Annotated in this window: 12 protein-coding genes and 1 tRNA gene; 3 read left to right on the top strand and 10 right to left on the bottom strand. The window is 73.2% G+C overall.

The window, feature by feature from the left end:
* Position 1: 1 nt before the first annotated feature.
* The gene (locus AB0G52_RS06665; protein WP_361334315.1) at positions 2-1015 is read right to left on the bottom strand and encodes a LacI family DNA-binding transcriptional regulator; all 1014 of its coding nucleotides are present in this window, start codon (positions 1013-1015) and stop codon (positions 2-4) included.
* A gap of 361 nt (positions 1016-1376) precedes the next feature.
* Positions 1377-1754 (bottom strand): hypothetical protein, encoded by a 378-nt coding sequence (locus AB0G52_RS06660; protein WP_361334312.1) that lies wholly within the window; start codon positions 1752-1754, stop codon positions 1377-1379.
* Positions 1755-1987: 233 nt separating this feature from the next.
* Between AB0G52_RS06660 and AB0G52_RS06655 the strand changes: the two genes are divergently transcribed.
* Positions 1988-2731 carry a hypothetical protein gene (locus AB0G52_RS06655; RefSeq protein ID WP_361334309.1) on the top strand — a complete coding sequence of 248 codons (744 nt, stop codon included), beginning with the start codon at positions 1988-1990 and terminating at the stop codon, positions 2729-2731.
* A gap of 45 nt (positions 2732-2776) precedes the next feature.
* Here AB0G52_RS06655 and AB0G52_RS06650 read toward each other — a convergent pair whose 3' ends face one another.
* The 4 genes from AB0G52_RS06650 to AB0G52_RS06635 form a co-directional block, all read right to left on the bottom strand.
* A complete protein-coding gene (locus AB0G52_RS06650) occupies positions 2777-4156 on the bottom strand; it encodes a Cys-Gln thioester bond-forming surface protein (protein WP_132886887.1) in 1380 nt (459 codons plus the stop codon).
* 332 nt (positions 4157-4488) lie between these two features.
* The gene (locus tag AB0G52_RS06645; RefSeq protein ID WP_132886888.1) at positions 4489-4932 is read right to left on the bottom strand and encodes a single-stranded DNA-binding protein; all 444 of its coding nucleotides are present in this window, start codon (positions 4930-4932) and stop codon (positions 4489-4491) included.
* A gap of 233 nt (positions 4933-5165) precedes the next feature.
* Complete coding sequence (locus tag AB0G52_RS06640) at positions 5166-7238, bottom strand: YfjP family GTPase (protein WP_361334305.1); 2073 nt, start codon at positions 7236-7238, stop codon at positions 5166-5168.
* 561 nt (positions 7239-7799) lie between these two features.
* Positions 7800-9407 carry a dynamin family protein gene (locus tag AB0G52_RS06635; protein ID WP_361334302.1) on the bottom strand — a complete coding sequence of 536 codons (1608 nt, stop codon included), beginning with the start codon at positions 9405-9407 and terminating at the stop codon, positions 7800-7802.
* 321 nt (positions 9408-9728) lie between these two features.
* Here AB0G52_RS06635 and AB0G52_RS06630 point away from each other — a divergent pair.
* Positions 9729-9801: transfer RNA gene (locus tag AB0G52_RS06630), tRNA-Arg, on the top strand.
* Positions 9802-9901: 100 nt separating this feature from the next.
* Here AB0G52_RS06630 and AB0G52_RS06625 read toward each other — a convergent pair.
* Positions 9902-10591, bottom strand: coding sequence for a GAF and ANTAR domain-containing protein (locus AB0G52_RS06625; RefSeq protein WP_132886891.1), 690 nt, complete (start codon positions 10589-10591; stop codon positions 9902-9904).
* Positions 10592-10850: 259 nt separating this feature from the next.
* On the opposite strand from AB0G52_RS06625, the gene AB0G52_RS06620 reads away from it, so the two are divergent.
* Positions 10851-11135, top strand: a complete 285-nt coding sequence (locus AB0G52_RS06620) for a chaplin (RefSeq protein ID WP_132886892.1) — start codon at positions 10851-10853, stop codon at positions 11133-11135.
* Positions 11136-11286: 151 nt separating this feature from the next.
* On the opposite strand, the gene AB0G52_RS06615 is transcribed toward AB0G52_RS06620, so the two are convergent.
* The 3 genes from AB0G52_RS06615 to AB0G52_RS06605 all read right to left on the bottom strand — a co-directional run bounded on the left by AB0G52_RS06615 (position 11287) and on the right by AB0G52_RS06605 (position 13269).
* Positions 11287-12153, bottom strand: coding sequence for a tyrosinase family protein (locus AB0G52_RS06615; protein WP_361334298.1), 867 nt, complete (start codon positions 12151-12153; stop codon positions 11287-11289).
* Complete coding sequence (locus tag AB0G52_RS06610) at positions 12137-12631, bottom strand: tyrosinase family oxidase copper chaperone (RefSeq protein ID WP_132886894.1); 495 nt, start codon at positions 12629-12631, stop codon at positions 12137-12139. The genes AB0G52_RS06615 and AB0G52_RS06610 overlap by 17 nt, the downstream gene beginning before the upstream one ends.
* A gap of 122 nt (positions 12632-12753) precedes the next feature.
* Entirely contained in the window at positions 12754-13269 is a 516-nt protein-coding gene (locus AB0G52_RS06605) for a hypothetical protein (RefSeq protein WP_132886895.1), read from the bottom strand.
* Positions 13270-13334: the final 65 nt, after the last annotated feature.

The following is a 13334-nucleotide window of genomic DNA, read 5'->3' as shown; positions in this document are numbered from 1 at the left end:
GTCAGGCGCTGGACCGCACCACCAGATGAGCCGGCAGCAGCAGGGGAGTGGGGTCCGCGCCCTCGATGACACCGACCAGCATGCGGGCCATCTCCCGTCCCAGGGCACGGATCGGCTGGTGAACGGTGGTCAGCGGCGGGTGCACGATCCCCGCCACAGGGAGATCGTCGAAGCCCACGACGGCGACGTCCTGCGGAACCGAGCGGCCGCCTGCGCGCAGCGCACGCAGGGCCCCCGCCGCCATGTTGTCGTTCGCTGCGAACACCCCGTCCACGGCGGGATGTCTCTCGAGCAGCCTGGCCATGGCCGCGGCCCCGCTGGGCTCGTTGAAGTCCCCGGCCTCGGGGGCGTGCGGCCTCCTCCCGGCGAGCAGTAGGGCTTCCCGGTATCCCTGGTAGCGTGCACGGCCCACCTCCGTGTCCAGCGGCCCGCAGATGGTGGCGATGTCGGTGCGTCCGCCGGCGAGCAGATGCTCGGTTGCGCGCCGTGCGCCGGCGACGTTGTCTATGTCCACGTACCAGCGCGGGTCGGCGCCTCCGGGGCGTCCGCCGAAGACGACCGGCAGCTCCGTCTCCGCTGCCAGGTGCGCCAGGGGGTCGTCGGCGTGCAGCGCCATCATCATCACGCCGTCCACGCCTCGGGACCACAGCAGGTCCCTCACCCGCTTGCGGCCCCGGTCGGAGGCGGCCAGGCAGAGCATGAGATGCAGATCGGCCTCTTCGAGGACACTGGAGACTCCGGCGATGACCTGTCCGAAGAAGGGGTCCGCGAGCACTGAGGGATCGTGCTGCGAGATGACGAGAGCCGCCGCTCCCGCCTGGCGCGTGGCCAGCGCCCGGGCCTTGGGGTTCGGCACGTATCCGAGTTCCCGTACGGCCCGCTCCACCGCCTCGCGTTTGGCGCGGCTGACATGCGGAGCGTTGTTGAGTGCCCGGGACGCGACGGAGCGGGAGACCTCGGCGAGCGCGGCCACCTCGTCGAGCGTCGGCCGTCCCGACCGCGAGACCTCATTCATCACGTGCCCCTTCATGTCACCGCGTACGTGGAAGCCCTTCCATTCTTCTACGACGGGGGTGGGCAACGCGGCGTCGTGATCCGCGTGCGGGTGTCAGAGCTGGGTCCGGGGGGGGAACGCGGTGCGCGCTGCCCGTCTGGGCAGGAAGTCCCGGATCTGACCGAGATCAAAGTCGGCGGCCGATGACGAAGCTGCCGGAGTGATGGAAGTCCGGTTCTCGACTCCGCACGCGGAGTCCTCCAGGACAGCACAAGGACGGCCGTGGAAGACCGTGCCTGCCGACGCATCACTGCCGATCCCCCGGAGCGGTGCCCGCCGGCGGAGGCGACGGTGCGGCGGCTGCTGGGCCGTAAGAGCCACTTCAGTTCGGCAGGCAGGAGCTGAATCGGTCGAGCAGTTCGCGTGCGGCAGGGCTCTTCGCGTCGAAGGTCTGGCCCTGTTGTCCGGCAGGAAGACCCGGTCCCCAGAGACGGGCACCGTGGCAGCGGAAGCAGAAGGCTATTTCGAAGAGTTGACGGGTGGAGCTGTGCGCCCGGATCCCCCAGCCCGGGAGGAAGCAGCGGTACAGCTCACCTTCTGGGAGGTCGGCGATCAGGGACAGGGCCTGCTGGGCCTGGTCTCCCTCCCAGAGCGCGGCAGTGTCGCCGGCCAGGTCCTGCGAGCTGAGGTGCCGGAGGGGGTCGGTGATGCGGACGACCTCGATGAGCTCGGTCTCGCCATGGTTCAGCGGCAGTTGCATGCCCCCAGACTCTACGATCGCCGTCTGTATGATCCGGGCCGCGGCGGTCCCCGGCGAGGATGCCCTGCCCCTCCTGCGGCGCCTCCCTCACAGGGGGCGGACATCGGGCACGGTGTCAGGGAAGCGGGGAAGTCGGGGACCGGCGCACCATCGGGTCATGCTCGTGTCCTGGGCGTCTGCTCCGGACGGGCCGAGATCTTGCGGATGCCCCGGCGGCCGGTCACCCTGGCTGGATGGGGGGCATCCTGGTGCGGAGGGCGGCGCGGGCGCTGCGGTGGTCGGTGTGGTGCGCGGTGGCGACAGCCGTCCCGTTGGGGCTTTCGCTGCTGTCGCAATGGTTCCTGGTCTTCGTGTGGCGCGAGGGTTTCCACGTTCCCATCCTCTTTCTCATCCTGGGGTGCCTGCCGGTCTATCTCGGCGTGCCGGTGCTGATGTTCCGGTACGCCAAGAGGCACCGGGCCGAGCGGGTCGGCAACGGGAGGGCCGCGGTCTGGTTCGTCGGTGTCGCCGTCGTGTTCCTCGGCGTGTTCAGCGGTGTCATGGGAGGTGGGGCGGACGGCGACCAGCAGGCTTTGCACGACCGGGGGGTGACGGCCACCGGCGTGATCACGAGGGCCGAGGACGTGACGGCCGACAATGGCCACGTCACCGGAGTGGATACCGATGTCCGCCTGGCCGACGGCACGACGGTCAACGTCTTCGCCGACGTCGAGGACCACCCGCAAGTCGGCCGCACCGTGCAGGTCACGTCCGATCCTCGGGGAAAGGCCGACGCACGGCTCGGGCCGCGGCCGCCCGTACCCGGCACGCTGGGCGAAAAGGTGACCCTCGCGATACTGATCGCCGGCCACCTCGTGACAGCGAGCAGTATCGCCGGCCCGTTCAGCGAAGCCCTCGGCCCGCGCAGGCCGCGCCGCCGGCGCATCCCGGCCGACGAAAGGCCCTCCTACGGGCTGGAGCCCACTCCCGAGGGGTGATCGGACGCCAGGTCGGCCGTTGGGCTGCCGCTGCGGGTACGGGAGTCAGTCGGTCTGTTCGGATTCGCGTTGGCGGAGGATCACCAGGACCGCGCCGCCGATGACCACCAGGCCGATGGCCACGCCGGTGATCACGCCGGTGGCGGAGTCGCCGCCGGTGGCGGCCAGGTTGGCGGTCGTGGTGCCGCCCACCGAGGCGGGGCTGGGTTCGCTGAGGGTCTGGGTGGTGAGGCCGGCGTCGGTGCCCTGGGTCTTGCAGTCGAAGACCCCGGTGAAGCGGCGTTCGAGGTCGTGCGGGCCGGTGATCGTGAAGTCGTAGGGCTGGTCCTCCTGGAGCGGGACGGTCACCGTGCGCCTGGTGTCGGCGGCGATCGTGTACTCGGTGTTCATCAGCTCGAAGGTGAACGGCTCGTCCCCGGTGTTGGCCGCGGTGACGTCCAGGCCTCGCCGGGCGCAGTCCTTGTCCGCCGACAGCGCCAGTACGGCGCCCTGGTCCGCCCAGGTCGCGTTGGCGGTCGCGGCGACCGTGGACTCGCTGGAGCCGGCCAGGATCTGGGTCTGGCTGCGGCCGTCCGAGGCGAGGGCGCGGCCGACCGGGACGGTGGTGGACGCCTGGAGGGTCAGCTCGGCGGAGCCGTCCTGGGCGTCGTCGGGGACCTTGAAGTAGAGCTCGGTGCCGTTCTGGGCGGTGGTGACGGGCTTGCCCGTCCTGTCGGTGATCCGGACACCGCTGAGCGCGGCGTCGGCCGGCGGGACCACGGTGACGGTGCGCGCGTTGGTGCGGACCGTCACCGGGCCGAGCAGGGCGCCCGGGCGGCCGGAGACGGCGGACGGGGACAGCGTGAGGGAGGCCTGCGGCTCGTTCTGGCCGTCGGCGCTCTTCTCCAGGTAGTCGGCGAGCTTCTCGGCCTGCGGGTCGACGGCGTCCACGTCCGCGCCGTCCGAGTAGCGCCAGATCGCCACCTGGGTGCCGGCTGCCGCGTCCTGCTCGGTGAGGCTGCCGGCCCCGGCCTTGCGGGCGAGCGCGGCGAGGTCGTTGACCTGCGGGTAGGAGTTCTGCAGGATCCAGCGGATCTTGCCCGCGTTCTTGTTGGCGCCCAGCGAGGTGCCGCTCCACGACGTCTCGTGGTACTTGGCGTCCCGCTGCGTGGGGTTGTGCAGGTCGACGCAGTACGTCTGGAGCATGCCGCCGCCGTCCACGGACATCTCGAACAGGCCCGCGGCCACCTGTTCGTCGCCGCTGTCACCGTGCACCACGGCCTCGCCGTAGGTCTTCAGGCCGTTCATGGTGGCGGACGCGCCGCTCTGGCTCTGCGTGGTCCCGTCGTCGGCCGCCGCCCGGCCGGCACCGGTCAGCACCGCGGCGGCCACCAGACCGGACGCCAGTGTCACGGCGGCGAGGCGGCCCACGCCTCTCGCGGACACGGTCGTGCCGGAGTGCCTGGTGGACGCGCGGGGCGCCGAGGGACCAGAGAACGCAGCGAGCACAGAATTCCCCTTCGAGCAGGACCCGTTGGACGCGGGGGGGGTGGTCCCACCAGCAGAATCAGCGGCCCCAGGGGCCTTGCCCGGCATCCTATGGATCAGCCGGACCCGCCTTTCGCGGTGAGATGGTCGGATGAGCGATCCGAGCCGCAATCGTTATCGCGGAAGCGCGAACGGGCCGTTCTTGTCGACAAATCCATCCGGTCGTGCCGGTGGGCATTTCGGAGCGTATTCGCCGACAAGCCGTCAAGAAGCGGCCGGAGGGGGCGGATTCACGTCGCCGGTACCGGTTCCGGGGATTCCGCCGGCGTCTCCCACTCCGGTTCCGGGCTGGGCGGTGCGGGGGCCGCCGTGTCCGGCTTGGCGGGCCTCCGGAAGGCCGTCGTACCGCGCGCGAGGTCGTGGCCGATCGCCACGGCGTCGATGTCGGCGGAGGTCCACTGCTGGCCCTCCCGGGTCTCGGTGCGCACCTTCAGCCGGCCCTGTACGACGACCGGGTCGCCCACGGACAGCGAGGTCGCCGCGTTGGTGGCGAGCTGCCGGTTGGCCCACACCGTGAAGAAGTTGGTGTGGCCGTCCGTCCAGGTGCTCTTCTCGCGGTCCCAGTAGCGCGCGGTCACCGCCAGCCGGAACCGTGCCGACGGCCCCGCCGCCAGCTCCCGGTACACCGGCCGCGTCGCCACGTTGCCCACCGCGCAGACCATCGTCTCGTTCATCACGAACCCCTCCCTCGTCCGGCCGCCGCGGCCGGGCGGATGCCCGCACGGGCCCGTCCCGTACGGCTGTGTCCACCGCGGCGACCGGGCCGGGACCTCGCCCGTCGTGATCGCCGCGGGACCAGAGTGCCGCCGCCGGGCCGGGCCCGTGGGGAGCTGTGGACGGCCGTCCGGGCTGTGGACAACTCCACCACCCGGACGGGTGATCCACGTCCTCCGGGACAGGGACAGCCTCAGCCCACTCCGGCACCGGTCCGAGCGACCCTCGCGTACTGCTCGCGGACCTCCTGGTACCGCAGCAGCTCCGCCGCCACCGGATCCAGCACCCGGGCCCGTCCGCAGCCGGCCGCCGCCTCCCGCAACCGGCGTTCCGCCTCCAGGCCGTACCGCCGGGCCGGTCCCCGTGCCGCCATCCGGCAGCCCCACTCGACCAGCGGTCCGCCGACGATCCCGGAGACCATCAGCAGCACCGGAACCCCCAGGTTGGGCGCCGTCAACCCGGCGATCTGCCCCACCAGCCACAGCCCACCGACCACCTGAAGAAGCGTCATCGCGGCCTGCGCGAGCACCGCCACCGGCCACCAGCCCGGGCGCGGGGGCCGCCCAGGCGGCAGTCCCGCCCGTGCCGCGAGTTCGTCGAGCGCCTCCGGCAGGCCCTGCGAGCCGCGCAGGGCCGCCTCGCGCACCGCCTGCGCCCAGGGTGCCGGCAGCCCGGCCGAGGCCCGCTCGGAGACGGCGCGCACCGCATGCTCGACCCGCTGCCGTGCGGTGGCCTCCTCCTCCGGCGGCGCCGGTTGCAGGCGCCCCGTGGGGGGTCCACCGCGCCCCTGGTGCCAGCGCCACAGCCGCAGCCAGGGGGTGCCGCAGGCCCGGTTGGCGTTGCGCCGCCAGGCCCGCTCGGCGGCGTCGCCCGCGGCGGTGGCGCCCACCGCGTCCGCGAGCCGCGCGGCGAACTCGTCGCGCGCCTCTTCCGTGAGTCCGGGGCGCCGCCCGGTGGCGTAGACGGGCCGCAGCCGGGCCGCGGCGGCGTCCACGTCGGCCGCGACCCGCCGGGCCGCCGCGCCCCGCTCGGACACGAACTGGCCGAGCGCCTCGCGCAGTTCGCCGACGCCGTCGCCGGTGAGCGCGGACAGGGCGAGCACGGTGGCACCCGGGTCGCCGTACTCGCCGAGCGCCACGCCGTCCTCGTCGAGCAGCCTGCGCAGATCGTCCAGGACCTGGTGGGTGGCCTCGCCGGGGAGCCGGTCGGTCTGGTTGAGGATGACGAACATGACCTCCGCGTGGCCGGCCATGGGCCGCAGATAGCGCTCGTGGAGGACGGCGTCGGCGTACTTCTCGGGGTCGACGACCCAGATCACCGCGTCGACCAGTTTCAGGATCCGGTCGACCTGTTCGCGGTGCTGGACGGCGGCCGAGTCGTGGTCGGGCAGGTCGATCAGGATCAGTCCGCGGAGCTGGGCGTCCGCCTCCGGGTTGTGCACGGGGCGGCGGCGCAGCCGGCCCGGGATGCCGAGCCGGTCGATGAGGGCGGCGCTGCCGTCGCTCCAGCTGCACGCGATGGGAGCGGCGGTGGTGGGCCGGCGTACGCCGGTCTCCGAAATGGCCACGCCGGCGAGCGCGTTGAAGAGCTGGGACTTGCCGCTGCCGGTGGCGCCGGCGATGGCGACGACGGTGTGCTGGCCGGAGAGCTTGCGCCGGGCGGCCGCCTCGTCCAGGACCCGGCCGGCCTCGGCGAGGGTGTGGCTGTCGAGGCGGGTGCGGGAGAGGCCGACGAGTTCGCGCAGGGCGTCGAGGCGGGAACGCAGGGGGCCCTCGTACGCCAGTGGGACGGGGGTGGGGGCGCCCGGGCCCCTGGTCTCCACGACGGGGACGGCCGGTTTGGCGGTGGCCTCGGTGCTGCGGCGGGCGATGAGGCCGTCGTCCCAGACGTCGTCGGCCGCGCCGGGGGATTCGGCCGGGGCCGGGGTGCCGTCGGCGTCCGGGGTGTCGCCGGTGCGCTCTCGCCGGCCCTGGACGCGTTGGTCCCGTACGCGCGCGTGCGGCACGTTCTCCGCCTCGACGGTCATCTCCACCAGGTCGGCGAGGTCCGCGTCGGCGTCCTCGTCGGCGTGGTCCGCGTGCGCGTGCGCGTCGGAGTGCGGGGCGGCGTGCGGGTCGGCGTGCGTGGGCGTGTTCGCGGGGATGTGCGGGTTCGTGTGTGTGCGCGCGTTCGCGGACTTCTCGGCTCCGCCGTCCCGGCCGTGTGGCTCGACCGTCGGGGCATCCGGTCGGGCGTCCGGCGGGGCGTCCGGTGCGGGGCCGCGCACGGAGTCCTGGGTGGAGCCCCGCGCCGGGTTGCGCGCCGGGTCCGCGGCGGGCTCCCTGACCGGGTCCCTGAGAGGATCGTGGGCACGGTCCCCGAGGGAATCTCTGCGCCGGCCCCGGACAGGACCCGGAACTTGGTCCAGGCGGGCGTCGGGGGCCTGGTCCCTGCCGAAGCCAGGGGCCTGGTTCCGGCGGGATTCTCCGGTTTGTTCCCGGAGAGGCGCCCTTCCCTGCTCCCGGACAGCGTCCCGACCGGCCGAGTCCCGTCCGGCCGAGTCCCGTCCGGCCGAGTCCCGTCCGGCCGAGTCCCGTCCGGCAGAGTCCCGTCCCGCGGAGCCCTCACCCCGATCGGGGGCGGAGCCCCGGTCCTGGTCCCGGACGGAATCCCGGCCCTGGTCCCGGACGGGACCCCGGCCCTGTTCCCTGGGTGCTTCCGGTGCGGGGTCCGCGGCCGGGTGGTTCGGGGTGGTCGGGGCGGGGTCTACGTCGCTGGGGTAATCACTGGTGTGATCCATGCGTTTCAGGTGATCCCTGTGGTCGTGGTCAGTGACGGCGGTCACCGGTCACCTCTCCTTCTGGAGGACGGACAGGGCGGCGATGAGTTCGGCCTGGGGTTCGGGATGGATGTCGAGGGCGTCGAGCGGGGCGAGTCGGCGCTCGCGTTCGGTGAGCAGCACGCGGTCCACGTGCTCGGTGAGCAGCCGTCCCCCGCGGTCGCGCAGCCGCAGCGCACCGTGCGCGCCGATCCGTTCGCCGAGCCGCTCCCCCGCCGCCCGGGTGCGGCGCCCGCCGAGCAGCGCGGTGGCGACCAGGGCGGCGACCGTCTCGGGGTCGGGGGCGACGCTGCGGTCGAGCTCACGCACCTCGTCCTCGGCGTACTCCTCCAGCTCGCGCCGCCAGCGCCGGACGGCGAGTCCGATGCGGTGCTCGGCGCTCTCCAGGGACGGGTCCCGGTCGGAGAGCCCCGGGGCGGCGGAGGCGGGTTCCCGGCGCCAGGCGTCGTCGATCCGCTCGTCGGCCGCGGTGACGGAGCACAGCAGCAGCGCGGCGAGGCTCTCCACCAGGGCGTCCAGCAGTTCGCCGGGGGTGCAGTCGAGGGGGAAGGCGCGCCAGCGTTTGAGGGCGTCGCCGGCCAGGACGGCGCCGCTCTGCAGCCGGCCCCGCACGCGCGCGTGCTCACTGTCGTACGCCGCGTCGACGGCGGAGGTCAGGCGCAGGGCGGCGGCGTACTGGGCGGCGGCGGCACCGGCCAGTTCGGGCATCCGGGCCTTGAGGGAGTCGAGGACTCCGTGGGCGGTGCGGGCCAGGGTCTGCCGGCGGGCGCCGGGGTCCTGCGCCTGGTGCACGAGCCACGCGCGCAGCGGGGCGACGGCGGTGCCGGGGAGCAGTCCGCCGCCCCAGGCCGACTCGGGCAGCTCGGGCACCGTGAACCGGGGTACGTCGCCGAGTCCGGCCTTGGTGAGCAGCGCGCCGTACTGCCGGGAGACCTCGGAGACGACCTGGTGGGGCACCCGGTCGAGGACGGTCACCAGGGTGACGTCGTACTCCTTGGCGGTGCGCAGCAGGTGCCAGGGGACGGCGTCGGCGTAGCGGGCGGCGGTGGTCACCATCACCCAGACGTCGGCGGCGCACATGAGTTCCGCGGCGAGGACACGGTTCTCGACGACCAGGGAGTCGATGTCGGGGGCGTCGAGGAGGGCGAGGCCGCGCGGGAGGCTGTCGGCGGTCTCGATGCGCAGCACGTGCCGGGGGTCCTCGGCGGGCAGGATGGGTTCGTCACCGGGGTCCCGGTGCGGTTCCCACACCCGGGCGAGGTCGGGCAGCACGCGCATCCCGCTGAACCAGTGGTGGTCCTCCGGATGACAGACCAGCACCGGTGTGCGGGTGGTCGGGCGCAGCACGCCCGCCTCGCTGACCCGGCGCCCCACGAGGGAGTTGACGAGGGTCGACTTGCCGGCGCCGGTGGATCCGCCCACGACGGCCAGAACCGGCGCTTCGGGCTCTTTGAGGCGGGGCACCAGATAGTCGTCGAGTTGGGCGAGGAGTTCGTCGCGGTTGGCGCGCGCGCGTGCGGCCCCCGCCAGGGGCAGCGGGAAGCGTGCGGCCGCGACACGGTCGCGCAGGGCGGAAAGTGTGTCGAGCAGCTGAGGCCGTACGTCCAAGGTCACCACATGCGAAGAATGCCCAATTTTAGGGGAATTCTGAAGCATATAGACATGTCTGCGCGCCGATAGAACACAACGGACGGAAGGGACGACTGGGACGGAGGCACAGTCCAGGCATAACGAGTGCACAACACCCGGTGCGTCGGACGTCAAAAGCGATGCACGATTCGTACCTGCCTGCGATTATCAGGACCGCTTCACTGAACCTCCACATTGAGCCACGGAGGCGAAGCGACAGGGACAAGGAGCGGGGAGTTCTATCCTTGTCCCCGGCAACGTCACGGACCGGCCCGCACCAGGGCAGTTCGTACGAGGCCAGCACACCCGGCCCCCGTAGCTCAGTGGATAGAGCAGGCGCCTTCTAAGCGCTTGGCCGCAGGTTCGAGTCCTGCCGGGGGCGCAGGTCAGGTTCGATGCGGGCGGGGACGCGCCGGTCATGGCGCGTCCGTCGCCGGTCCCCCGCCAAAAGGGCTGGTTGTCGACGCCCCCCCCCGGAGCGGTCAGGCGAGGCTGCCCTGTTCGCAGACCCGGCGGGCGACCTCGTGGAGTTTGATGTTGTTCTCCTGCGAGTAGCGGCGCAGCACGGCGAACGCCTGCTCCTCGGTGAGCTGGTGGCTCCCTATGAGGATGCCCATGGCCTCGCCGATCAGGTGGCGGGTGGCGACGGCCCGCTCCAGCTGGGCGTGGGTACGCGCGCTGGAGAAGGCGACCGCGGCGTGGGAGGCCAGCAGCCAGCCGGCCAGCTCGCCGGCTTCGGTGAAGGCGCCCGGCCTGCGGGAGTAGACGTTCAGCGCGCCGAGTTCCTCGTCCTCCGTGTACAGCAGGAAACCCATCATGCTGCCGACGCCGAGCCGGTGGGCCGCGGGACCGTAGGCGGGCCAGCGCGGCTGCTCCTCGTTGAAGTCCGGGATGCGGAAGACCCGCTCCCCCTCCTTGGTGCGGACCGCGTCGAAGCAGGGTCCCTCGCCCAGCCGCTCCTGCAGCCGGTCACTGTCGACGACCAGCTGCTCCGTGGGGGCGAGCGACTGCACCTTGCCGCCGTGCAGCACCAGGATGCCGGCCGCGTCGCAGCCCTCCACGAGCTCCACGGCCGAGGCGGTGATCCTCGCCAGGGTGGCGTCGACCGACTCCTGCGCCAGCAGGTCCCGTGCCATCGACGCCAACTGCTGCGCGAACCGAGCCCAGTCCATCTCCTGTGCCACCTCCGGGTAGTCGCGCCCCAGCATGGCACGCCGACGGCCGGGGCGCGGGGCAGGAAGCACCCGGGGCGCCCGGGCGGGCCGCACGGGCGCGACCGCCGGGTACGGCGGCGGCGCCCGCCCCCGGCCCTTGGAGTGATCGTCCGGTGATCGGCGTGACCAGCCACAGGTGGCGGCGTTGAAAGGGGAGTGCGGCGGCTGGTCCTGCCGGCGCACTCCCCGAGCAACAAGGCAACCAAAGGAGAACGTGATGTCTCGCATCGCGAAGGCCGCCGTCGTAGCCCTCGGCACCGGCGCCGTGGTGATCGGCGGAGCCGGCCTGGCCCTGGCCGACGCGGGCGCCAACGGCGAGGCCGTCGCCTCGCCCGGCGTGCTGTCCGGGAACGTCATCGAGGTCCCGGTCAACATCCCGGTGAACGTGTGCGGCGACACGGTCGACGTGATCGGTCTGCTGAACCCGGCGTTCGGCGACCACTGCACGAACGAAGGCCACCTCAAGAGCGGCGACGGCAAGAACGGCGGCTACGGCTCCTGAGCCACCGCCCACGAGGAGCCCCGGCGCCCGGCGCACCGGGGCTCTTCCCGTCCCTCCAGGGAAGCCTCACGGGAACCGGCAGACCCGAGCGCCTCACGGGCACCGGCAGACCCGAGCGCCGCCTCACCGGTACCGGTAGCCCCGCGACCCCTCACGCGTACCGGTAGATCCGGCTCATGTCCTCCAGGGACTCCGGGGTGACGTCCCACGGGGGCAGTTTCTCGGTGCGGGCGACGATCCTGCCGTGCTGCGGGTCGCGGGGGCCCGGCGGCTTCGCCGGAAGGTAGCGCTGCCCCCGGTGCCGGGACTTCCAGCGCTCCCACTGGAGGTCGACGAAGGCGTGGTGGAACCAGAAGACGGGGTCGTTGACGGAGGCCCCGCCCGCCATCGCGCCGCCGACCCAGCGGTGCACCCGGTTGTGGTTGTGCCAGGACGCCTTGCCACTGCCGGCGCCCCAGCCCTCCAGCTTGTTGCGGAAGCCCCGGGTGGCCGTCGAGTCCCACGGCGCGACGTCGTAAACGGGGTCCGCCAGCGCCCGGTCGAGTTCGGCCCGGGTGGGCAGGTCGAAGGGGTCGCGGGCACGGCCCAGGTCCCGGGTGAGGAACTCGCCGTCGGTGACACCCTCCCTGATGGTCCAGTGGCCCGCCGCGTAGGCGAAGGGACCGGTCATCACCTGCTGGTCGCGGGCCCGGCCGGTCCCGCCGAGCAGGTCCTGCGTCCACGGCACCCCGGACGCCGAACGGTTCCTCGTCCAGTCCCAGTACGGCACCGTCACCGACGGGTCCACCCGGCGCAGGGCACGCTCCAGGTCGAGCAGGAAGCGGCGGTGCCAGGGCAGGAAGGAGGGCGTCATGTGGGCGGCGCGCAGTCCGTCCTCGCCGTCGGGGGTGTAGTACTCGATGTGCGTCCGCACGAAGTCGTCGTACTCGCCCCGCCGCTTCACCTCCAGGAACGCCTGGACGAGCCGCTTGCGCTCGGCCGCGGTCAGCCTGCTGACGTCCTTACGCACGTACGCCATGCGCCGCCCCCGTGTGCATGTGTCCCCCGCCCATCGGGCCCGGCGCCACATCGCGCAGCCGCTGCCCCGGGCCCATCTCGTCGACGGCCGCCCGGGTCGCCGCCAGCGGGGTGGGGTACGAGCTGTAGTGGTCGACCATGCTGAGCCAGCTTCCGTCGGCCCGCCGCATCAGGTGCAGCGGCCGGCCGTCCACGGTGACCTGCCACTCGCCGTCGCCGGCGGCCGGTCCGGCCGCCGGTACCAGGGCGCCCCGGATGCGGCGGCCGCGGTAGGTCTCGTCGAAGGAGGTGCCCGCCGGGCCGCCCGCCGGGAGCACCGGGCGGGACGCGGCGACGACCGGGGCGAGGGCCAGGGCGGCCGCGGAGGCGAACAGCCCCCGGGTCAGCTCGCGCCGCGTCGGTCCCCCCGGCGCGGCTCTGCCGGGCCGCCCGGATCCCGGCTCCGCGCCCACCGCCACACCACCGACTCCGACGACCATGCTCACTCCTCGTCCGGTTCACCGACCTGTGTCGGTACCGGTAACCGTCCGAGGGGCCGCCCGGTCACCGCCGCGCCGTCATCCGGCCCACGGAACGGCCGAAAGCGCTCGTACGGCGGTGCTCACTTGCCGGGGCCGGCCCCCAGGTCGCCGCCGACGACCGTCTGCAGGACCGGGCCGAGCACGCCGATCTCGGGCGTCTTCAGCTGCGGCATGCCGTAATGCTGCGGGTCGGGCGCGGTGAGGGGGGCGTCCAGGGCCAGGCCGGGGGTGAGGGTGCGCAGGTCGGAGGCGGGGAGGTCGACGCCGACGTGGTCGAAGCCGGGGCCGAGGGCGTGCGGCAGCGGGACCCTGAGGTCGACGCCCGGCAGCACGCCGTTCAGCGGCACCCGCGGCAGCGCGTGCTCCGGGATGAGCCGTCCCTGGACGTAGCGCGGCGTCTCGGGAACGCCGGGGATCAGCAGCGGCAGCTCCACACCGAGCTGGGGCATCTCCATGTGGAGGGACTTCTCGACGCCGTCCAGGGGCACCGGCACGGGGACGGTGCCGGTCGCGGCGGCGGGCGTGGCGCCGGCGCCCACGGCGACGGCGACGCCCGTGACGACGGCGGCGAGGGTTCCTCGGGTGGTCGGCTTCATGTCAGGTACGGGCCTTTCGGATACGGGAGGAGCGACGTCCGTACCGGGTAACGAGCCACTGTCGG

It is taken from the genome of Streptomyces sp. NPDC021562, from assembly GCF_040640875.1.
Lineage (GTDB): Bacteria > Actinomycetota > Actinomycetes > Streptomycetales > Streptomycetaceae > Streptomyces.
This window is presented reverse-complemented; position numbering and strand designations above follow the sequence as displayed.